The sequence below is a fragment of the Actinoplanes sp. NPDC051388 genome (assembly GCF_055586225.1).
This window is the reverse complement of sequence record NZ_JBVJIP010000007.1, coordinates 248101-269538: the sequence shown is the minus strand read 5'-3', so window position 1 is coordinate 269538 and position 21438 is coordinate 248101. Positions and strand designations below refer to the sequence as shown.

Here is a 21438-nt window from a genome sequence, read left to right as displayed (position 1 = left end):
CTACATCACGGCCCGCGAGCCCGCGGAGTTCACCGCCTCGATGATCCGGGGCCGCAGCTCGGCGGCGCTGATCACCGCGTCCACCGAGCCCACCTCGACGGCCCGGCGGATGCTGTGCACCCGGTCGAACTCGGTGGCCACCTCGCCGAGCTTCTCCACCCGCACCGAGGTGCGCAGTTCGTCCAGCTCCGCGGACAGCGCCGCGCGGTCGCCGCCGCTGGCCTCCGCTGCCCTGCTCTCCTGCTCGCGGACCCGCGGGTCGGCCGCCGTGCGTGCGTTCACCTCGCCGGCGAACACCACCGCCGCGGCCGGCGCGCCGCCGAGCACCGACGCGAACGAGCCCTCCAGCGCGAGCACGGTCATGTTCGGGTTCAGCGCCTTGGAGAACACCACGAACGCGCCGCCGTGGTAGCGGGAGATCACGCAGAACACGATCGGGCCGCGGAAGTTCACGATCGCCCGGCCGATCTCGGCGCCGTATTCCAGCTGCAGCTTGCGCATCGACTCCGGCGAGCCGTCGAAGCCGGACAGGTTGGCCAGCACCACCAGCGGTCGGTTGCCGCTGGCCGCGTTGATCGCCCGGGCCGCCTTCTTCGACGACCGCGGGAACAGCGTGCCCGCCGTGTAGGTGTCCGGCCCGTCGGTGGGCGGGAAGCCACGCCGCGGCACGGTCTGCGACTCGATGCCGAGCAGGCACACCGGCACCCCGCCGAGGTGCACGTCCTGCACCACCGCGGTCTCCGCGTCGGCCATCCCCGCCCAGCGCTCCAGCACCGGATGATCCTGGTCGGACAGAGCCTTCATCACGGTACGGATGTCGAACGCCTTCTTGCGGTCCGGATTGTGCGCGGCCGAGAAGATCTGCCCGACGGTGCTGAAGTCGCTGCCGGCCACGGTGTGCGGGAAGCTCGACACGTCCCGGTCCACCGGGTCGGTGGTGGTGGTCGGCCGCGGCCCGGTCTCGCCCGGCGCCACATAGGTGTGCTCGTAGTGCGCCATCAACACGTCGCGGGCGGAGATCAGGTCCGGCGCCCAATACTGCGCCTGCCCGTTCGGGCCCATCACCCGGTCGTAGCCGCCGATGCCGAAGTTGTCCTCGGCCGACACGCCGCCGGAGAAGTCCAGCGACTGCTTGCCGGTCAGCACCATCGCCGAGTCCGGTGTCATCACCAGGATGCCCTTGGTGTGCATGAGCATCGTCGCCTCGGCGTTCCAATAGGGCTGCGCCCCGACGTTGATGCCCGCGACCACGATGTTGATCTCGCCGCCGTCCTGGGTGAACTCGACGATCCGCTTGAGCGCGGCGGCCACCCAGTCCATGTTCTCGGTGCCCGACTCCATCGAGATCCGGGCGCCGGCGGAGAGCGCGTACCACTCCAGCGGCACCCGCATCCGCTCGGCCAGGTCGAGGGCGGCGATCACCCGGCGGCACTCCGGCTCGGAGAGCGCGCCGAGCGCCTTGGTCGGGTCGCCGAGCAGCACCACCCGGGTGATGCCGTCCGGGTGCCGGCCGGTCGGGGTGGTCACCACGCCGGCGACGATCGCCGCGGTGTTGTTGCCCTTCGGGCGGTCCACCGGCACCAGCCGGTGCCCGTCGTCCAGGTCGTGCTCGGCGAAGGCGCCGAGCAGGCCGGTCAGCTCGTACGGGTAGACCGTGTTGCGGCTGCTCGCCCGCAGCACCTTGCGGCGGTAGTCGTCGAGCGGCTCGACCGGCTCGTCGGACGGCGCCCGGAAGGTGAGCCGGGTGCCGCCGCTCGCGTCGAACGAGATGCGCATCGCGGTCTTGGTCAGCACGCCGGTGTCCCGGTCGCGCACCCGGCCGATGAACAGGATCTCCTCGAGCCCGGCGCCGGCCGTGCCCGGGAGCACCCGCCGGGACAGGATCTCCAGCTCCTCCCGGGTCAGGTCGCTGGGCGGCCACACGTACAGGACGATGCGGTTGGTGTTGAACTTGTTCTTGGACGGGCGGCGGGACTGTGCGCGCCGGATCGAGTCGACGCAGGTGGAGATGACCTCTTCGGCGGTGGGCAGGGCGACCATCCGGCCGTCCTGGTCGCGCAGCGGGGTGAGGTCACGCACCTGGGCGAACGCGGCCAAATGCTCGTCGGACCGGTTCTCCCGCGCGACGCACTGGAAGAGGTAGACCTCCTCGTCCGAGGACGGCAGCCGGGTCAGGTCGAACTTGCTCAGCCGCTCCAGCTGCATCCGCTGGGCGATGTACGGGTGCAGGCCGCGGATCAGCCGCTCCTCGGCCATGCCACCACCCTCCACCGCGCTGAAGGTGAAGTGGTGATGCATCACCGCTCCGCCCCGGCCCGCGACGGTGAGGGTGAGCCTGCGCACCTGCGGCGGCAGCGGATGCGCGGCGACGACCTGGCCCAGCGAGGCGGCCATCGCCTCGGAGTCCTCCGGCTGCCGCTCCCAGCCCAGATAGACGTCCGCGTCGACGGCCGCCGTCCCGGCCGCGAGCTCGCCCAGGCCGCGCAGCGCATCGCCCAGCCGGCCGATCTGCACCGCGGTGGTGACCAGGTGCGATCCGTCCCGCTCGGCGACCACGAAGGAGCTGCCGGCGGCCTCGACCGTCCGCACGCCGGTGAGGCCCTTGTTGCCGTAGTAACGCCGGGTCAGCACCTCGAGCATCACCGAGTTGTCCAGGTCGGCGCGGATCAGCCGCTGGCCGAGGAGCCGGACCAGCGGCTCGGTGGTGCGCACCATCTCGGCGATCCGGTCGGCGCGGTCCGGCGCGTCCGGCTGCTCGTCCAGGTGGCGCAGGTGTTTGCGGACCTGCGCATAGACCCGGGCCCGGTCGCGCAGCAGGAACGGCTGGGCGAACCAGGTGAACGCCACGCCGCGGGCCAGGTCGGCGACCGCCGGGAAACGCACCTGGGTGGCCGCCACCAGCCGCTCCACCGCGAGCCCGGCGGACTCGCGCAGCGTCTCCTCGGGCGGCGGCTCGCGCAGCCACTCGCGCAGCAGCGCCGCAACGACCGCGGCGTCGGTGGACGCCCGCTGCTGGGCCAGGAAGATCCGGAACACCGCGGCCTCGAGCTCGGGCGTGCGTTCCAGCTCGGTGACGCCGTAGTTGGCCAGGGCCTTGGACAGCTTGGCCTGGAACCGGTCCGGCAGCCCGGCCCGCTCCACGTCGAGGCTCTGCAGATAGGTGTGGAAGAACTCGCGGGGGCTGTGCACGTGCCGGTCGCCGTCGCCGTCGCCGTCCTCGCCGGTCGGCCGGTTGCGGGTCAGCTCGGCGAGGTCGGTGAAGACGTCGATCAGCGCGATCTCCTCGGCCAGCTGGCGGTGGCCGGCCTCCGCCGCGGACTTGCGCGCCTCGCGGTAGTCGCTGAGCCCGCGGCGCTCGTCGCTCAGGTCGGCGTCGAAGCCGAGCAGGCGGCTGCGCAGGTCCTCCTGCCCGCGCCGGGCACGCTGCCAGGCCGGCCGGGCCCCGGGTGCGGGCGGCAGGTCGAGCTCGACCGCCTGGCTCGCCGCGGTGGCCTGCTCGGCCGAGCCGTCGCCGACCGGTTCCAGCCGCAGCAGCGGCGCGCCGGTCTCCACCTTGCTGCCGACCGCGACCGAGCATTCCTTGAGCCGGGCCTTGAACGGCGCCCGCAGCACCGTCTCCATCTTCATGCTCTCCAGCACCAGGACCGGCGCGTCCGCCTCGACCACGGCGCCGATCGCCAGCGGGGTGGCGACCACCAGAGCGGGCATCGGCGAGCGCAGGACGCCGCCCTCGTCCCGGCTGACCCGGTGGGTGACGCCGTCCACCTCGACCACGTGGATCGGGCCGTGCACGTGGGCCAGCAGCCGGTAACGCGTGCCGTCGACCAGCGCCTGCCCGGTGTGCCGGTCGAAGCGGTCCAGCTCGACGTCGGCGGTGCGGGCGTTGCCGCCGGCCTCGACGGCGACCCGGAAGCGGTGGGCGCCGACCCGGGCCACGCGCACCCGGTAGGACGCGCCGCGGAGCTTGAGGTCGAGGGGGCGGCCGCTCTCGTGCCGCACCTGCGGGCGCCCGCCGTACGCGGTCTGCAGCAGGTGCTGGCGCTCGGCGCGCTCCTGTTCCTCGTACGCCTCGATGGCGGCGACCGCGACGGCGACGGTGGAGTGCCGGTGTGACACCAGCCGGCCCTCGCCCCGGACCCGGTCGATCCAGCCGGTGTCCGCGCTGCCGTCGATCACCTCCGGCTGGTCGAGCAGGTCGAGCACGAAGCTCTTGTTGGTCGCGCCACCCTCGATGATCACCGTGGTCTGCGCCATCGCCCGGCGCAGGCGGGCGAGCGCCTCGTCCCGGTCGTGCCCGTACGCGATGACCTTGGCGATCATCGAGTCGAAGTCGGCCGGGATGCTGTCGCCCTCGCTGACCCCGGTGTCCACCCGGATGCCCGGTCCGGCCGGCAGGTCGAGCAGCGCGATGCGGCCGGGGGAGGGGGTGAAGTCGCGATCCGGGTCCTCGGCATTGAGCCGCGCCTCGATGGCGTGCCCGCGCTCGATCGGCCGCTCACCCTCGAGCCGTCCGCCGGACGCCACGTGCAACTGGGCCTTGACCAGGTCGAACCCGGTGGTCGACTCGGTGATCGGGTGCTCGACCTGCAACCGCGTGTTGACCTCGAGGAAGGCCAGCATCCGGTCGCTCGGGCGATAGAGGAACTCCACGGTCGCCGCGCCGCGGTAGCCCACCGCGACGCACAGCCGCTCGGCCGACGCCTTCAGCTCGGCCGCCTGCTCCGCGCCGAGCACCGGCGAGGACGACTCCTCGATCACCTTCTGGTTGCGCCGCTGGATCGAGCAGTCCCGCACGCCGAGCGCCCAGGCCGTGCCCTGGCCGTCGGCGATCACCTGCACCTCGACGTGCCGGGCGCCGGTGACCAGCCGCTCCAGGAACACCACCGCGCTGCCGAACGCCCGCGCGGCCTCCTGGCTGGTGCGCTCGAAGGCGTCGGCCAGCTCGTCGTCGCTGCGGATCACCCGGATGCCCCGGCCGCCACCGCCCGCGGTCGCCTTGAGCATCAGCGGGTAGCCCACCTCGGCGGCCGAGGCCAGGGCGGCCTCCAGGCTGTCCACCGAGCCGCGGCTCCACGGCGCGACCGGCACGCCGACCTCCTCGGCGATCAGCTTCGCGCCGATCTTGTCGCCGAGCTTGGCCATCGCCTCCGGGCTGGGCCCGACGAAGGCCACCCCGACCTTGTCGCACAGCTCGGCGAAGGCCGGGTCCTCCGCGACGAAACCCCAGCCCACCCAGGCCGCGTCGGCGCCGGTCTCGACCAGGGCGCGCTCCAGGACCTTCAGATCCAGGTACGGCCGAGCGGCCGCCGGACCGAGGTCGTAGGCGATGTCCGCCTCCCGCACGAAGGTGGCGGTGCGGTCGACGTCGGTGTGCAGCGCGACCGTCTCGATCGGCCTGCCGGTCTCCGCGGCCAGCTCGCGGACGGCGTGGATGAGCCGCATGGCGGCCTCACCACGGTTGACGATGGCGATACGACTGAACAACTGGCTGAACCTCGTCTCCGGCGGGCGGGCGTCGGGCTGATCTTCATCATCGGAGGTGAAGCGGGCGCCCAACGGTGACATGTCCACGATCGTCCACCCTTCCGGGCGAGCAAATCGAGAGGGGGGATGAGGAAGACGCCGGGCCAGGTTTTGTAGGATACCCACAACAGGGCTTGTAAATTTCGCTCAAATTCGATGGGTGGCCAGCTTCCTCCGGACGATCTCGGCGTGTTCGGGGCCGAGATTCTCCAGCAGCGACACGGCCCGCTGCCACGCCGTGCGGGCCTGCACCGGGTCGCCCGCGTCGGCGAAGACGTCGCCCAGCCGCACCAGCGTGTCGCCCTTCTGACTTCAGTAGGCGATGCTCACCGCGTGATGGACCGTGGCCGGGTCGTCGATCATGGTGAGCATGTGCCGGGCGACGTCGGCGCGGGCGATGAACAGCCCGCCCCGCACGTTCCGGTCGATCGCGACCCGATAGGCGCGGGCCGGCCGCCGGTCGAGCAGCCGTGGCGGGCTGACGATCGACCAGGCCAGCCCGCTGTCGCGCAGGGTGTCCTCCATCCGCGCCAGGTCGGCGTAGTGACGGCCGAACAGGCGCTTCGCGACGGGCGCGATCACGTGCCGCATGACCGGGCCGTCGCCCGGGTTGTGCCGCGGCGGGTGCGGGCGGCCGGGCGACGGCACCGTCGCGACCGACGCGGCGCTGACCGCGATGATCCGGCGCACACCGGCGTGCCGCATCGCCGCCACGATCGCCGCCGTGCCCCGCGAGGCGACGCCGGCCTCACCGCCGGACCGCGCGCCGAGGGCGGACAGCACGACGTGCGCGCCGGCCAGCGCTTCGGCCAGCTCGGCCACGTCGGGGCGGGACAGGTCCGCTCGCACGACGTCGACCGGCTCGCCACGCAGGGCGTCGGGGCGCCGGACCACGGCGGTGACGTGGTGGCCGGCGGCCGGCGCCTGCCCGAGCAGGTGGCGCCGTCGGGCTGACCGGGAAGGTGCCCGGCCCGGCCGGGCTGGCCTGGCTGATCGCCACTGGCGGGTGGCCGTGGCAGACCGTCGTGCTGATCGTCACCAACGACCTCATCTGGTGGGTGCCGTTCGGCGCCTACCTGCGCGCGGCCTGGCCCGCCTATCGCGCCACCTGGGCTTAGCCGCGGCTCCAGGCCCGTGGCGCGGTCCAGTGGCGCAGCATCGCGACGATGCGCAGCGCGAACACCAGGACCGCCGCGACCGCGCCGACCAGCGCCATCGGCAGGCCCGCGAAGTGCGCGCAGACGACGATGATCGCGCCGCCCGCGGCCGGGATCGAATGGAGGTCGGAATCCCTCTGCACCAGGGCGGGCGTCTCTCGCGCGGTGACGTCGCGCAGCACCCCGCCGCCGACCGCGGTGGTGATGCCGAGCAGCACCGCCTGCAGCGGGCCGAGGTGGAACGCGAGGGCCTTCAGCGTGCCGGTGACGCAGAACAGTGCCAGGCCCGCGGCGTCGAAGACCAGCACGGTGAAGCTCAGCCGCTGCAGCAGCGCGTGGGCGAAGAACGTCACCACCGCGGCCACCAACGGGATCGCCAGGTAGTTGACGTTCGTGAACGCGGCGGGCGGGGTGTCCCCGATGATCAGGTCGCGCAGTATCCCGCCGCCGAGCGCGGTCAGCATCGCCAGCACCAGGATCCCGACGACGTCGAAGCCCTTCTGGATGGCCATCAGCGCGCCGGAGGTGGCGAACACGTAGAGGCCGACCAGTTCCAGGATGGTGATCACGATGCCTGCCCGCATCCGGACAGTGTCGCCGACCTCCCCTGATCGGCGGACATCCGCGCACTCCGCCGCGCGTGGCGCAGGCCGGGCCGCATGGTGGTCCTGACTGCTCACGGAGACCACGGAGGCCACGCATGTCCGCACGATCCCGGCTGTTGTTCGCGCCCGTCCTGGCGCTCGGCGCGGCCCTGCTCGTCGGCCCGGCGCCGGCCCACGCCACCGTGGACCGGGGCGAGGTGCTGAAGGCCTGGACGCAGCCGTCGGCCGGCAGTTTCGCCGAGTGGAACAAGGCCCGGCAGCACCCGGACGCCTGGGCGAAGTTCGACTTCGACTGGTCCACCGACGGCTGCACCGGCGGGCCGGATCGGCCGCTCGGCTTCGACTTCCGGCTCGCCTGCAAGCGGCACGACTTCGGCTACCGCAACTACGCGAAGGCCGGCAAGTTCACCGCGAACCGGGCCCGGCTGGACGCCGCGTTCCTGGCCGACCTGCGCCGGGTCTGCGACGACGTGTTCTTCCTGCTGCGCCCGGGCTGCGACACCCTGGCGTGGATCTACTACCGAGCCGCCGGCAACGCGCCTATGACGGCGTGACGCGATAGATGGCGCCGGCGAGGTCGTCGCTGACATAGAGGGCGCCGTCCGGGCCCTGGACGGCCATCACCGGCCGGCCCCAGCGTGAGCCGTCCTCGTCCTGGAAGCCGCTGAGCAGCGTCTGCTGCGGGCCGAGCGTGCCGTCGCGCCAGGCGAAGAAGGACACCTCCGGCGGCCGGGGCGGCTTGCGGTTCCACGAGCCGTGCACGCCGACCAGGGCGCCGGCCCCATAGCTGCCGCCCAGCCCGGGGGAGGTGGCGAAGCTCAGTCCGAGCGGGGCCGAGTGCGCGCCCATGCCCTGCTCGACCGGGGGCAGCGTGGCGCAGTCGAGCTCGGCGCCGTCCGGGTTGGTCTGGACGTCCCGCAGGAACGGACGCCGCGTGTAGTTCGGCGCCGCGCCCTCCTTCAGATCCGGGTCCGGGTTGCAGAACGGCCATCCCAGGTCGCGTCCCTCGGTCAGCCGGGCGAGCGGCTCGAGCGGGTGGTCGTTCACATAGTCGGTGCGGACCTCACCCTTGTCGTCGCCCTCGGGGATGGCGATGTTGTCCCGGTTGTTCACCGCGGTCCACACCGCGCCACCCGGGTCGATGGCCAGACCGGTGCCGTTGCGCACGCCACGCGCGAACACCTCCGGCTGCCCGCCGCCGGACGGGACCCGCATGATGGTGGCCCGTTCCGGGTTCGCGTCGCGGTCCTCGGCCGAGATGTTGCCGGTCGACCCGATCGAGAAGTAGAGCTCGCCGTCCCGGCCGACCGCCACGCTCTTGAGCGCGTGCGCATAGGTGCCGCCGAGCTCGGGACTCTTCTGGTCGGGCAGTCCGTCGGCCACCACCCGTTTGTCCGACAGGGTCCCGTCGCGATAAGCGAAGGCGTCCAACCGGTCGCTCTCGGCCAGATAGAGCGTGTCGCCGTCGAAGGCCAGCCCGTGCGGCTGGTTCAGCCCCTCGACCAGCGGGCGCTGCTCCGGCGCGGTGTCACCCGGCCCGGGGACCAGCTCGATGACGTCACCGGACTTGGGCCGCGACACGAGCAGCCGGCGGTCCGGAGTCCAGGCCAGCAGGCGGGCGCCGGACACCCGGGCCCAGACGGTGACCTGCCAGCCGGGCGGCGCCAACATCTGCCGCTGCTGGTCGAACGGCGCCTCGCCGGCGTCTTCGAGCGGACGCACCGGGACGGCGGCGAGCCGCGGCCCGCCGGCCACGGTCGCGGCCGGCTCGGGCACCTCCTCCCCGCCGGAGAAGGGAGAGGAACACCCGGCGAGGCTGAGCACCAGGCCGCCGGTCAGCGCTGCCCGCGCGAAGGTGTGCACGGTGCATCTGTACCCACTTCAAGTGTCGCGCCGCAACTTTCGAAGCTACGGGGCACCGGACGAACGCCGGATCTCAGCGAATTCACAACAACGCGACGCATCGTTGTGGGGTAACTACCGGCCGTTCTGGAGGAACCCATGGGCCTCGTGCTCGCCCTCGTGAGTTTCGTGTTGTTGCTGTTCCAGGTGTTGCTCATCGCCCGTGCCATCCTCGACTGGTCGATCGCGCTGGCCGGGCCGACCACGGCCGGCAGCTTCCGGTCCCGCCTGACCGGGGGCGTCCACACGCTGACCGAGCCGGTGCTGGCGCCGGTCCGGCGGGTGCTGCCGCCGCTGCGTCTCGGCGGTGTCGGCATCGACCTCTCGTTCATCGTCGTCTTCCTGGCCGTCGTGATCATCCGGTCGCTGATCGGCTGACCTGATCGGCCGACCTGATCGGCCGACCTGATCGGCCGACCTGATCGGCTCAGTTTTCAGGTAACAGATCGATAGCTCTCGTAACCGCGCCCCGCCTGCCGGACCTAACACCGATGAGGATGGGGCGCGGCGAGGGGGCGACGGATGACGAGCGGGCATGAGCAGTTCACGGAGATGTTCCGTGCGCACTACCCGCTCGTCCTGGCCTTCGTGGCGCGGCGCACCGACCCGGCGCGAGCGCACGACGTGGTCGCCGACACCTTCACCATCGCCTGGCGGCACTTCGAGCGGTTACCCACGCCGCCGCTGCCCTGGCTCTATCGGGTGGCGCGCAACTGTCTCGCGAACGAGATGCGCGCCGCCCGCCGTCAGGCCCGGGTCGCCGAGAAGATCGCCGGCTACCGCCTGGAGCCCGCCCCGGACCACGCGCTGTCCGTGATCGCCGACACCGGCCTGCGGCAGGCGTTGCTGCGACTCTCGCCCACCGACCGCGAGGCCCTGCTGCTGATCGGCTGGGAGGGTCTGGACAACGACGCCGCGGCGACCGTGCTGGGCTGCTCCACCGTGACCTTCAAGGTGCGCGTCCACCGTGCCCGGCGCCGCCTCGCCAAGCTGCTCGCCGCGGAGGAACCCGCCGCGTTGACCAGGCCCGCCCCGGCGAGCAGGAAGGCGCGATCGGCATGAACGAACACGACGCCATGGCCCGCCTGGCCGCGGCCAACCCGGTGCCCGTACCCGGGTCGGCGCCTTCTTCGCAGGCACTCTTCTGCCTGCGCACGGTCCTGGCGCAAGCACCCGCCCGGCGGCCCGCGCGCCGCCGGTGGGTCGCGCTCGCGGCGGCTGCCGTCGTGCTGCTCGGCGGGGGAGGCGCGGTGGCCGCGCGGCAACTGCGCCCGGAGCCGGTCGCTGAACAGGCCACGATCGCGGCGCCGCCGGCCGTCTTCACGGCCGCCGCCGCTGTGGCCGGGCAGAGCCACGCCCAGGGTCAGTTCCTGCACGTCGCCGGCACCACCGGGCGGGTCGTGCACCTGTCCTCGGCCGGCGGCTACGACGTGATCCGGGTCGACTCGGTGCGCGGCGTGCAGCCGGCCGAGGGGCGGCCCGGCGAGGGCTGGCTGGCCATCGGCGAGGACGGGTCGAGCGTGCGGCCGCTGACCGCGGGGGACGCCGCGGCGTACCGCCGGGACGGCTCGCCGGACGCGGCCGACCTGCCGCCCGCGCCCGAGGAGGGGTTGTCGCCGGACCTGGCCGGCGATCCCGAGTTCGACGGCGCGGTGGGCGACCTGCCGGAGGATCCGGCCGCGGCGGCCGACGCGATGATCGACCGGGTGGCCTTGACCGGCGAGACGCCGGTCGACGCGCAGGGATGGCTCTTCCGGGAGTGCACCAGGCTGCTGGACACCTTCACCAACTCGCTCAGCGGCGCGGACCGGGCCAAGGTCTTCCGCACCCTGGCCGGCCTGACCCGGGTGCGGACCCTGGACACCGCCACGGATCCCCTCGGCCGGCCCGCGATCGGCCTCGCCTACACCGGGGAGACGCCACGCCACGGGCTGATCGACTGGCAGATCTTCCTGCGGGAAGGCTCCGATCAGATCGGCTTCACCCAGGCGGTCGTACGCCGGCCGGGTCCGGCGAACGCGACGCTCACCCCCGGAGCCGTGCAGTACAGCACCGCGGTCACCGGCGTCACCAGCAGCGACACCCCGTGACCCCGGGCCGTCGCCAGCTGATCGTCCGCAGTGGACTCGCCGTTCTGCTGGTGCTGCTCGTCGTGTGGGTGTTCGACCGGCACTACCGCTACTTCGACATGGCCATCTATCAGGGCGCGATCCGGTGGTGGCTGGGCGACGGCGAGCTCTACGGATATCGGGCGCCGGTGCGCGGGCTGCTCGGCTTCACCTATCCGCCGTTCGCCGCGCTGGTGCTGATGCCCACCGCGATGGTCTCGACCGCGGTGGCCGGCGCCCTGAGCACGGTGCTGAGCATGCTCGCCCTCGGCGTCGCGCTGTGGGCGCTCGGGGTGCGCCGCAAGGCCGTGCTGGCGCTCACCTTCGTGGCGTTGCTGGCCACCGAGCCGATCCGGCAGACCCTCGGCCTCGGCCAGGTGAACCTGCTGCTCTTCGCGCTGGTGGTGCTCGACCTGATGGTGCTCGGCCGGCGTGGCTCGCGCTGGACCGGCATCGGCGTGGGCATCGCCGCCGCGATCAAGCTCACGCCGGCGCTGTTCATCGTCCATCTGCTCGTCACCCGGCGCTGGCGGGCCGCCGGGGTCGCCGCCGCCACCTTCGCCGGCCTCACCGCCGCGACCGGTCTGCTGGTGCCGCGCGAGACGTGGCAGTACTTCGGGGGACTGGTTTGGCGCACCGGCCGGGTGGGAGCGGCCGACGCGGTGGCCAACCAGGCGCTGTCCGGGTTGCTCGCCCGGTTGTCCGAGACCGAAACCGCGCCGGCTGTCGTCTGGGTCGCGGTGTGCGCGGCGGTCGCCGTCGCCGGACTGCGCCGGGCCGCACAGGCTCACGGGTACGGGGAGGAGGTGGCCGCCCTGACCCTGGTCGGACTCACCGCCAACCTGATCACCCCGATCGCCTGGACCCACCACCTGGTCTTCCTGCCGATCGCCCTGATCGTGCTGGCGAAATCGGGGCGGTGGCGCGACATCGTGCCGGCGGCGGCCTGTTACGGGCTCTGCGTGCTGTCGCCGATCTGGTGGGCCGGCGACAACCTGCTGGCGGCCAACACCTTCGTGCTGATGATGCTCGTGCTGGTCTGGCGCCTGCCGGTGCGCCCCGAGCCGGCGATCGACCACCGGCTCGAGGCGCCCCGGGATCACGCGGGTTCGATCCAGATGTTGCGGTAGCGCACGTTCGCGCCGGGGTCGCCGTGATCCTGCAGGCGGATCGGCAGGGCGTTGGGTCCCTCGGCCGCACCGGCGCCGGTCGGGCCGTCGATCGCGATGTTGTTGTGCACCGTGGTGCCGTTCCACACCACGGTGACGCGGGCGTTCTCGGTCTTCGTGCCGCCACTCCAGCGGGCCGCACGGAAGGTGACGTCGTACGTCTGCCACGTCTCCGGCGCCGTGCCCGCGTTCGAGCTCGGCGCCGCCTTCAGATAGATCGACGCGCTGTCGTTGTTCGCCAGCACCGCCTTGCCGAAGGTGTCCAGCACCTGCAGCTCGTACCGGTCCTGTAGATAGATGCCGCTGTTGGCGCGCGCCTGTCCGGTGACGTCGGACGGCAGGTTGGGTAGCCAGAATTCGGCGTGCAGCTTGAAGTCGCCGAAGGTCTGCTTGGTGCGGATGTCGCCGCCGAGCACCTCGGCCGAGCCGCCGGAGATCGGCCACGTCGGCGCGCTGCCGTCGGCGTTCTGGAAGGCGTTCAGGCTGCCGCCGTCGAACAGCGTGACCCGGGTCGGGTTGTTGTGGGTCCAGCGCTGCTGGGCGACGTTCGCCCACTCCCAGATCTGCACCTGGGTGCCATCCGTGGTGGCCCCGCCCGCGACGTCCAGCACCTTGCCGGACTGCGGGTTGAGCAGCGAGCCGTTGGCCTGCGCCTGCCACACCTGCGCGGCGCTGTTGTTGCAGGTGTAGAGCTGCACCTTGGTGCCGTTGACGGTGCCGCCGTTGTCGATGTCCAGGCACTTGCCCAGCGCCCGCAGGCTGTCACCCTCGCGGGTCCAGCTCTGCGCCGACGACGGGTTGCAGGTCCACAGCTGGATCTTCGTGCCGTCCGCGGTGCCGGAGTTGTTCACGTCGAGGCACTTCCCGCCGATCCCGGTGATGGATCCGGTCTTCGGCGCGCTCGGCGTCGCGGTGGTGCCGACGGTGAGGCTGTCCAGGTTGACGTGCCCGACGTCGCCGGTGTCCACCCGGTAGGCGACGGTGTTGCCGCCGGCCCGCAGGCTGACCGTCTCGGTGGCCGCGGTGGCCCAGGTATCCCAGTTGACGGTGCTCGCCAGGCTGACCTGTTTCACCTTGCTGCCGTTGACATAGAGGCTGACGGTTTTCGCGCCTGCCGACGGGTTCGGCCCGTTGCTGTAGCGCAGCGCGATCGGGTACGAGCCGGCCGACGGCACGTTCACGGTGAACGTGGTGGCCGCGCCGACGGAGTTGTATCCGGCGACGAACCCGGTGCCGGTGTATCCAGTGTGGTCGGTGGCCCGCGACGCGGTGCCGCTCAGCCCGGAGTGCTCGGCCTCGACCAGACCGGACCGCACCGTGGTGCCGTCGACCAGGCTGTTCAGCGTGTACCAGGCCTCGGTGTTCCACAGTGACGCGCCGGACGTCGAGGTGAACGGCCTGGGGGAGCGGACGTGCACGACCCGGCCGGGCTTGAGCCCGGACAGCTTGAGAGTCACCTTGAGCCGATCCGCGGAGAGCGTCGCCGAGGCCACCGGCAGCGTCTCCTCGTCCACCTTGGGACCGCCGTATTCGGCCGTCGGCACGTAGCGCCACTGCTTGGCCTGGTAGCGCGCGGCGAGCGAGGCGGCGGTGGCGGTGGAGACCGGCTGGGTGTACTCCAGCTCGAAGCCGTCCGCGATCGCGCGCATCGCCTTGATGTCGAAGACCGCGGCGCCGTTGGGGGTGAGCTTCTGCAACCCGTACGTCAGCTTGCCCTCCTGGCCCCAGTTGCCGCCCGCGCCGAGCCCACCGGCATAGAGCGCGCCGTCCGGGCCCTGGCTGAGTCGCAGCACGCCCATCTCGAGGCCCTGGGTGAGCCGGAAGACCGCGCCTTGATATTGCCCGTTGATCTTCTCCAGGAAGGCCCGCTGAACGCCGCCGTAGGTGACGTCGCCGAAGAGCATCTGCCCGGCATAGGGACCGGTGTCGAGCAGCAGCGGGGTGCTCGGCGAGTTGGCGATCTCATTTTGCGGCAGCCACAGCACCGGCTGGGTGACCGGCTGACCGTCGAACGGCCCGTCCGGGTTGGTGTAGTGGTTGAAGAAGCGATCCTGCTTGATCTGCACCAGCTTGGAGGCGGGCAGCCAGCCGCCCTGGTTGTCGGTGACAAAGATGTCGCCCTCCGGACCCCAGCCCAGGCCGTCCGGGGTGCGCAGGCCGCCGGCCACGTATTGGACCGCGCCGGTGGAGCGGTTGATCTTCAGGCTGGTGCCGCGGTTCGGTGAGCCCTGGGGTTCGGTGGTGGCGCCGCCCAGGTCGATCGACACGGACAGGTTCAGATAGAAGAAGCCGTCCTTGTAGAGCAGGCCGAACGCGAACTCGTGGAAGTTGCCGTCGAACGGCCAGGTGGCGACCGTCCGGTACTGGTCGATGTTGCCGTCGCCGTTGGTGTCGTTGAGCTCGGTCAGCTCATGCTTCTGGGACACGTAGATCTTGCCGTCGACGATCTTCAGGCCCATCGGCTCACGCAGGCCGGTCGCGATCTTCCGGTACGTGACCTGGCCCGGCGACGTGGCGCCGGTGACGCCGCTGAGCACGTACACCTCACCGGCGATGGTGTCGCTGCCGCCCCAGGTGGCGATCGCCAGGCGCCCGTCCGGGTACCAGTCCATGGCGCTGACCTGCGGCTGGAAGCCGGATGGCCGCAGGTTGGTGAGCGTGTAACCGGGGTGCACCGAGTCCAGTGGCAGCCCGTCGCCCGGGCTGTCCCCGCTGCCCTCGCACTCCTTGCGCCCGGGCGCGGTCACCCGCACCACGCCGGCGTCCGTGCTCAGCACCGAGGTGGGCACCAGCACGAACGCGCTCGCGCCGGGTGGCCGCCACTCCAGGGTGAGTTGCTGGCCGCCGTCGCGCTCGAAGAAGTCGACGTGCAGCGCGTGGTAGCCGGTGGTGAGCGTGATCGCGCCCTCCACCGCGACCGCGCCGTGCAGGCCATCGTTGTTGATCACGGTGGTGTCGTCGATCCGCAGCCGGGAGCCGTCGTCGCTGGTCAGCCGGAACGTGTACGCCCCCGCGGTGGCGATGTTGACGTTGCCGATCACCTCGGCCTGGAAGCGGTCCTCGAAGCCGAAGTCGGCGGCGGTCGTCCAGTTGACGGTGGACATCAACTTGTCGACGTTCGGCGTCTGGCCGGGCTTGAGCGTGCAGATCGCGTCACGTGCCGTCTGCAGGTCGAAGGTGCGCAGCGTGACGCCGGGTTCCTGTGGAGGGACGGCCGCTGCGGTCGCGGGTGTGGCGGGGAGGAGGGTCGCGGCGAGGACGGCCGCGCTGAGTAACGCCAGATTCTTCATAAGAGCGCTCTCCGACTTCGATAAGCATCGATGCCTGAACACGTTAAGCGCCTTCTGGTCCCACGTCCACAACTTTCGTATGTTGAGGCGAAAGTCAGCGAATGGCGTTGAGAAGTGGCCAGGTCTTCGGACCGGCCACGCCGAGCCCGGCCAGGCCGCGGCGACGCTGGAACTCCCGCAGCACCTTGGCCGTCTGCGCCCCGAAATCGCCGTCCACCTCCAGCGGCCTGCCGCCCAGCACCCGGTGCTTGTTGCCCGCCGCGAAGTTGAGCCGCGCCTGGATCCACTTCACCGTGTTGTGCTCGCGGCTGTTCCGCCGGATCGTGTGCCCCGGGTAGCGCATGTCGGCCACCCCGATGGCCGGTTTCTTGGCGGGCGCCGCATAGCGGGGGCGTCCGATCGCGACGATCCGGGACGAGCGGACCTTGCGCAGCACCGCGCCGCCGGAGCGCGACCCGGCCTTGTTGGTGTTGCCCTCGATCGTCTGCAGCCGTCCGCGGCCGAGGTTCTTCTCCACGATGCCGACGTGCGAGACCGGCTTGAGCTTGCTGCTGAAGTCGAACCACACCACGTCGCCGGGCTTGGCGTCCCGGACCCGCACCAGGAAGCGGTGCCGCCGGTACCACGGATACGCCACCCGGGTCACCGCCGTCTTCGGCATCTCGCTGCCCGCCCCGGCCTGCTTGAAGACCCACCAGACGAACTGCTGGCACCAGAAGACATGATCCATTCCGTACGCCCGGCCGTACTTGTTCGCGTTGTTGCGGCCCTCTTCGTAGCCGATCTGCGAGCGGGCGATCTTGAGAACGTCGGCGGCGGTCCTCGCCATCTCGGCTCAGCCCCTGTCCGTGCCGGTCTGCGCGGCCATCTCGTCGTCCACCTCGGGCACGCCCTCGTCGTCCGGGAACTCGTCGGACTCCTCCGGATCGAGCGGGAACTCCTCGGCGGCCATCCCCTCCACGCCGGCGATCAGGTCCTCGACCTCCGGCGCCGGCAGGAACTCGTCCGGCACCTCCGCTTCGGCCGGCGGCGTCGTCACCACCACCACGGCCGGTGTCTCAGCCGGTGTCTCGGCGGGCGTCTCGGCCGGTGTCTCGGCCGGCGGCACCACCACCGGCGGCTGGGCCTGCTTCGCCTCCGGGTCCTTGCTGGGCAGGTTGTCCAGCAGTTGTTGCGCCCGGTTGTCCGCCACCCGGGTGACCAGGTGCTGGGCCAGGCCGAACAGCAGGGCGTACGAGAGGATCTGCCGCTGACTGTCCAGGTTGGTGAGGCCGGGCACGAAGCCCCCGGCCAGCAGCAGCATCCCGATGATCGTGGTCAGCGCGCCGGACGGCACCTTGAGCACGGCCAGCGCGGTGGACACCGAATAGGGCGTCGACGTGCCGCGCAGCTTGCGGATGCCGATCAGCCCGCCGAGCGCCCCGCCCAGCCCGCCGAGCGCGGCGACGATCAGGATGTCGCCGAAGGTCGGTCCCTGCCCGTTCCCGCTGGGGCACACGGTGCCCGCGGCCTGGCCCGGCTCGCCCGGCGCCGCCACCGCCGGGTCGAAGCACAGCGGGATCGCGTCCGGCGTCTGCGCGACGAACCAGATCAGCAGGCCGGTGAGGACGGTGATCGCGGCGGCGGCCAGCACGATGATGTTGCGGAAGTCGCGCAGCCGCACGTACTCCTCGTCGGACGCGTCGTATGCCGTCTCCATCGCCTGCTTGACCGCGGCCCGCCGGGCCGCGCCGGTGCTGTTCTGGATCATCCGCTCGCCCTCGACCCGCCGCGGGTCGTTGCGGTCGAGCGCCATGCCCAGCCGGGTCGACACCTCCGGGATGAGCGCCGCGAACTCGCCCTCCGGCAGGACGTCGACCAGAAAGATCTTGGCGGCGTGCAGGTGCAGGTAGGCCCGCTCGACCGACGCCCCACGCCACCGGTCGCCCGGCCCGCGGCGCTTGCGGCGCCCGGTGGGCCGGCAGGCGGCCCGCGTCTCGGCCACGTGGCTCAGCACCGCGGCCCTCGTCGCCTCCTCGGCCGGGGTCAGCGGCCGGGCGGTCGCGATCGCCAGCCGGTTCTGCACCCGATCCGCCTCGAGATCGGCCTGGACGGCCCAGTGCTCGGGCCACGGCGGTCGCCCACCGGATGGATTGGACACCATCGGACTCCCTCGTTCGCCGCCGTTCGCAGTGCGGACGATGAGGATAGTGCGGCCATCCTCTGCGGAGAGTCGGCCGGTCAGTCAGGCTTCTTGGTCTTTTGGATCTGGGCGTAGATGCGCCCGCGCAATTCGGTGAATCGCGGGTCGGCCCGGGTGGTCAGCTGGTCGCGGTCACCCGGAAGGTCGATGGAAAGATCCTCGGTCACCCGGGTGGGTGACGCGGACAGCACGATCACCCGCTGTCCGAGATAGACCGCCTCGTCGATGTCGTGCGTGACGAACAGCAGCGTGACGCCGAGCCGCTGCCAGACCGAGCGGATCAGGTCCTCCAGATCGGCGCGGGTCTGCGCGTCCACCGCCGCGAACGGCTCGTCCATCAGCAGCACCCGCGGCTGGTAGGCGACCGCCCGGGCGATCGCCACCCGCTGCTGCATGCCGCCGGAGAGCTGCCACGGGTACGCCGAGGCGGCCCCGCCCAGCCCGACCGCCTCGAGCGCCTCGTCGGCCACCCGCCGCCGCTGCGCCCGGGGCACCCGTTGCGCCCGCAGCGGCAACTCGACGTTGTCCCGGACCCGCAGCCAGGGGAACAGGCTGCGGCCGTACTCCTGGAACACCACCGCGAGACCCGGCGGCGGCCCGGTCACCGGCCGGTCCTGCACGCGGACCTCGCCGGAGGTCGGCGGCAGCAGGCCGGCCAGCACCCGCAGCAGGGTCGTCTTGCCGCAGCCGGACGGCCCCACCACGCAGGCGAACTGCCCCTCCGGCACGGTGAACGTGAGGTCGCCGACGGCCTCGACCCGGCGGCCGTGCCCGTCGTACGTCTTGTTGAGATGGCCGACCTCGAGCATCACCACTCCCGTCGCCCGGCCCGCTGGCCGAGATACCAGCCGAGGACGCGTCGCTCGACCGCCCGGAAGCCCCAGGCGAGCAGTACGCCGATCAGGCCGAGCAGCAGCACGCCGCTCCACATCGCCGGGATCTGGAAGCCGCGCTGGAACTGCAGCACGGTGAAGCCAAGTCCGTTGTCGGCGGCGATCATCTCGCTGATCACCATCACGATGACCGCGATGGCCAGGGCCTGCCGGGCGCCGGCCACGATCCGCGGGCTGGCCGAGCGCAGCAGCAGGTGCCACAGGCGCAGGCCGCCGGTGATCCCATAGGTCCGGCAGGTGTCGCTCAGCACCTCGTCGCGTCCACGAACGCCCTCCACCGTGTTCAGCAGGATCGGCCACATGCATCCGAACGCGATCACCAGCACCTTGGTGCGGTCGCCCAGCCCGGACAGCAGGATGAACACCGGCACCAGAACCGGCGGCGGGATGGCGCGCAGGAATTCGAGCAGCGGTTCCAGGAAGGCCCGCACGTACCGGTTGGCGCCGATCACGACGCCCAGCCCGATGCCGGCGATCAGCGCGACCGCATAGCCCACCGCGAGGCGGGCAAGGCTGGGCAGCACCTCGGCGCGGATGCGGTCCCAGGTCCAGGTGTCCGCGAACGCGGTCAGGATGGCCGAGAGCGGTGGCCGGTAGAAGTCGGTGCTGCCCGCGCTGAGCACCCACCACAGTGCCACCAGCACGGCCGGCAGGCCGAGCGCGAGACCCACCCGGGCCAGGATCCTCATGCCGGCGCCACCTCCCGCCGGGTGGCCGGGTGCCAGGCCAGCGCGCGGCGCTCGACCAGCCGCAGGCCGACGTTGGCCAGCACGCCGAGCAGGCCGGTGACCAGGATCAGCGCATAGACGTCCGGCACCGCGCCGCCCTGCTGGGCCAGGTCGATCTCCTTGCCCAGGCCGGGGGAGCCGATCACCAGCTCGCCGGTGACGGTGAGGATGAGCGCGACCGCGGCGGCCAGCCGGACGCCGGTCACCACATAGGGCAGCGCGGTCGGCCAGAGCAGCCACCGCAGCCGCTGCCCGCGGCCCAGGCCGTAGGACAGAGCGGTGTCCCGGGCCACCGGGTCCACGTCCGCCACGCCGTAGAGCACCTGCACCAGCACCTGCCAGAACGCGGCGTAGACCACCAGCACCACGGTGGATCGGATGGTCGAGCCGTAGAGCACGATCACCAGCGGGATCAGGGCGACCGACGGGATCGGCCGGAGGAACTCGATGGTGGTCGCGGTCGCCGCGCGCAGCAATGGGGTCGCGCCGATCAGCACGCCGGCCACGATGCCGGCGACCACCGCGATGCCGAGGCCCAGCCCCCAGGTGATCAGGGTGTCGGCCAGCGCCACGTGGAACTCGCCGCGGCCCAGCAGATCGGCCGCCGCGGCGAGGATCCGGCTGGTCGGTGGCGCGTATTCGATCGGCACCACGCCGAGCCGGGGCGCGATCTCCAGCAGCAGCCCGAAGGTCGCCAGCCCGAGCAGGCCCAGGGCAGCCGGGACCGCCCGGCCGGTCATGGCAGGAGCTTGCCGATGTCCGGCTTCTGCGGCACCAGCCCGTCGGTCACCGCGAGGTCGGCGAGCGCCTCGACCGAGGCCCGGTTCACGTCCGGCGGCCACTTGGGCAGCACCAGCGCGTCGCGCACCGCGGGCGGGATCTGCGTATACGTGCCGAGCGCCGCCCGCACCTCGTCCGGATGCGAGTCCGCGTAGGCCAGCGACTCCTTCATCGCCTCGGTGAAGCGGCCGACCAGATCGGCGTCCTTGGCGATCTGCTGCTGCGAGGTGAAGTACATCGCGACGGTCAGGTCCGGCGCCGCGTCGACATAGCTGGACGCGATCTTCTTCGCGCCGGCCGCGACCGCGGCCTGCTGGAACGGCTCGACCACGAAGATCGCGTCGACCCGGCCGGCCTGCAGCGCCGGAAGCTGCTCGGGGAACGGCAGCTCGGTGAACTTGACCGCCGCCGCGTCGCCGCCGTCCTTCTTCACCGACGACCGCACGCTGGTCTCGACGATGTTCTTCAGGGTGTTCGCCGCGACCGTCTTGCCGGCCAGATCCTTCGGGCTCGCGATCGGGCTGCCGGCCTTGACGAACAGCCCGGCGAAGTCCTTGCCGTCGACCCCGGTCGAGTTGTTCCCGTTCGAGACCACCTTGATCGGCGCGTTCTGCGACGTGGCGAGCAGCAGCGAGATGGTGTTGCTGAATCCGAACTGGTATTGCCCACTCAGGACGGCCGGCAGGATCGCGGCGCCGCCCTGTGCGGTGGTCAGTGTGAGGTCGATGTTCCGCTTGCTGAAGAAGCCCTTCTCCTTGCCGAGATAGATCGGCGCGACGTCGACGATCGCGATCACCCCGGTGTTCACCTTGTCCGGGCCGCCGGGCGCCGGACCTCCGTCGTCGTCGCCGGAGCCGCCGCAGCCGGCGAGCACGAGCGCGGTCGCGGCCAGGAACGCGAGCAGGGGAGATCGTCGCATCGGAACTCCATTCACTTCAGGACGGTCGCGAATGGGCTTTCACGCGGTGGGAGATGCCCGTCGAACCTAGATCCACGGGACACGCGGCGTCAATGGCTGTCGATCTTTGCCGGAGCGCCCACCGCCACCGGACGGTGAACGCCGGTGCGTCCGGTCCTGATCGGGCGGCCGGGTGGGGAAAA

At 71.8% G+C, this 21438-nt stretch carries 18 protein-coding genes; 6 read left to right on the top strand and 12 right to left on the bottom strand.

Translation table 11 applies throughout. The annotated features are described in order from the left end of the window. The 3 genes from ACZ6TI_RS19880 to ACZ6TI_RS19870 form a co-directional block, all read right to left on the bottom strand. Complete coding sequence (locus ACZ6TI_RS19880; protein ID WP_465346727.1) at window positions 1-5484, bottom strand: ATP-binding protein; 5484 nt, start codon at window positions 5482-5484, stop codon at window positions 1-3. A 186-nt stretch (window positions 5485-5670) separates the two neighbouring features. Further along, on the bottom strand, window positions 5671-5814 hold the full coding sequence (locus ACZ6TI_RS19875) for a hypothetical protein (RefSeq protein ID WP_465346557.1): 144 nt from the start codon (window positions 5812-5814) through the stop codon (window positions 5671-5673). Window positions 5815-5835: 21 nt separating this feature from the next. Beyond that, window positions 5836-6459, bottom strand: coding sequence for an NAD(P)-dependent oxidoreductase (locus tag ACZ6TI_RS19870; protein WP_465346726.1), 624 nt, complete (start codon window positions 6457-6459; stop codon window positions 5836-5838). 26 nt (window positions 6460-6485) lie between these two features. Here ACZ6TI_RS19870 and ACZ6TI_RS19865 point away from each other — a divergent pair, with 26 nt between their 5' ends. After that, window positions 6486-6641, top strand: coding sequence for a hypothetical protein (locus tag ACZ6TI_RS19865; RefSeq protein WP_465346556.1), 156 nt, complete (start codon window positions 6486-6488; stop codon window positions 6639-6641). On the opposite strand, the gene ACZ6TI_RS19860 is transcribed toward ACZ6TI_RS19865, so the two are convergent. Then, window positions 6638-7264 (bottom strand): trimeric intracellular cation channel family protein, encoded by a 627-nt coding sequence (locus ACZ6TI_RS19860; RefSeq protein ID WP_465346555.1) that lies wholly within the window; start codon window positions 7262-7264, stop codon window positions 6638-6640. The genes ACZ6TI_RS19865 and ACZ6TI_RS19860 overlap by 4 nt on opposite strands. A 116-nt stretch (window positions 7265-7380) precedes the next feature. Between ACZ6TI_RS19860 and ACZ6TI_RS19855 the strand changes: the two genes are divergently transcribed. After that, the gene (locus ACZ6TI_RS19855) at window positions 7381-7839 is read left to right on the top strand and encodes a phospholipase (protein WP_465346554.1); all 459 of its coding nucleotides are present in this window, start codon (window positions 7381-7383) and stop codon (window positions 7837-7839) included. Here the strand turns inward: ACZ6TI_RS19855 and ACZ6TI_RS19850 are convergent. Continuing rightward, window positions 7826-9148 carry a PQQ-dependent sugar dehydrogenase gene (locus ACZ6TI_RS19850; protein WP_465346553.1) on the bottom strand — a complete coding sequence of 441 codons (1323 nt, stop codon included), beginning with the start codon at window positions 9146-9148 and terminating at the stop codon, window positions 7826-7828. The two genes, ACZ6TI_RS19855 and ACZ6TI_RS19850, sit on opposite strands and share 14 nt — an antisense overlap. Before the next feature lie 138 nt (window positions 9149-9286). Between ACZ6TI_RS19850 and ACZ6TI_RS19845 the strand changes: the two genes are divergently transcribed. The 4 genes from ACZ6TI_RS19845 (at window position 9287) to ACZ6TI_RS19830 (ending at window position 12425) form a co-directional block, all read left to right on the top strand. Beyond that, a complete protein-coding gene (locus ACZ6TI_RS19845; RefSeq protein WP_465346552.1) occupies window positions 9287-9565 on the top strand; it encodes a YggT family protein in 279 nt (92 codons plus the stop codon). 144 nt (window positions 9566-9709) lie between these two features. Then, on the top strand, window positions 9710-10249 hold the full coding sequence (locus tag ACZ6TI_RS19840; RefSeq protein ID WP_465346551.1) for an RNA polymerase sigma factor: 540 nt from the start codon (window positions 9710-9712) through the stop codon (window positions 10247-10249). Then, window positions 10246-11277 (top strand): hypothetical protein, encoded by a 1032-nt coding sequence (locus ACZ6TI_RS19835; protein WP_465346550.1) that lies wholly within the window; start codon window positions 10246-10248, stop codon window positions 11275-11277. Before ACZ6TI_RS19840 ends, ACZ6TI_RS19835 begins: the two co-directional genes overlap by 4 nt. Beyond that, window positions 11274-12425 (top strand): glycosyltransferase 87 family protein, encoded by a 1152-nt coding sequence (locus tag ACZ6TI_RS19830; protein ID WP_465346549.1) that lies wholly within the window; start codon window positions 11274-11276, stop codon window positions 12423-12425. Before ACZ6TI_RS19835 ends, ACZ6TI_RS19830 begins: the two co-directional genes overlap by 4 nt. On the opposite strand, the gene ACZ6TI_RS19825 is transcribed toward ACZ6TI_RS19830, so the two are convergent. From ACZ6TI_RS19825 to ACZ6TI_RS19795, 7 genes are all read right to left on the bottom strand, one after another. Beyond that, window positions 12395-15754 (bottom strand): 3-keto-alpha-glucoside-1,2-lyase-like domain-containing protein, encoded by a 3360-nt coding sequence (locus ACZ6TI_RS19825; protein WP_465346548.1) that lies wholly within the window; start codon window positions 15752-15754, stop codon window positions 12395-12397. The two genes, ACZ6TI_RS19830 and ACZ6TI_RS19825, sit on opposite strands and share 31 nt — an antisense overlap. A gap of 94 nt (window positions 15755-15848) precedes the next feature. Then, window positions 15849-16583, bottom strand: coding sequence for a CHAP domain-containing protein (locus tag ACZ6TI_RS19820; RefSeq protein ID WP_465346547.1), 735 nt, complete (start codon window positions 16581-16583; stop codon window positions 15849-15851). 6 nt (window positions 16584-16589) lie between these two features. After that, entirely contained in the window at window positions 16590-17897 is a 1308-nt protein-coding gene (locus ACZ6TI_RS19815) for a hypothetical protein (RefSeq protein WP_465346546.1), read from the bottom strand. A gap of 77 nt (window positions 17898-17974) precedes the next feature. Continuing rightward, window positions 17975-18745, bottom strand: coding sequence for an ABC transporter ATP-binding protein (locus ACZ6TI_RS19810; RefSeq protein ID WP_465346545.1), 771 nt, complete (start codon window positions 18743-18745; stop codon window positions 17975-17977). Continuing rightward, window positions 18745-19518, bottom strand: a complete 774-nt coding sequence (locus ACZ6TI_RS19805; protein ID WP_465346544.1) for an ABC transporter permease — start codon at window positions 19516-19518, stop codon at window positions 18745-18747. The genes ACZ6TI_RS19810 and ACZ6TI_RS19805 overlap by 1 nt, the downstream gene beginning before the upstream one ends. After that, on the bottom strand, window positions 19515-20297 hold the full coding sequence (locus ACZ6TI_RS19800) for an ABC transporter permease (protein ID WP_465346543.1): 783 nt from the start codon (window positions 20295-20297) through the stop codon (window positions 19515-19517). Before ACZ6TI_RS19800 ends, ACZ6TI_RS19805 begins: the two co-directional genes overlap by 4 nt. Next, complete coding sequence (locus ACZ6TI_RS19795) at window positions 20294-21256, bottom strand: ABC transporter substrate-binding protein (protein WP_465346542.1); 963 nt, start codon at window positions 21254-21256, stop codon at window positions 20294-20296. Before ACZ6TI_RS19795 ends, ACZ6TI_RS19800 begins: the two co-directional genes overlap by 4 nt. Window positions 21257-21438 lie beyond the last annotated feature (182 nt).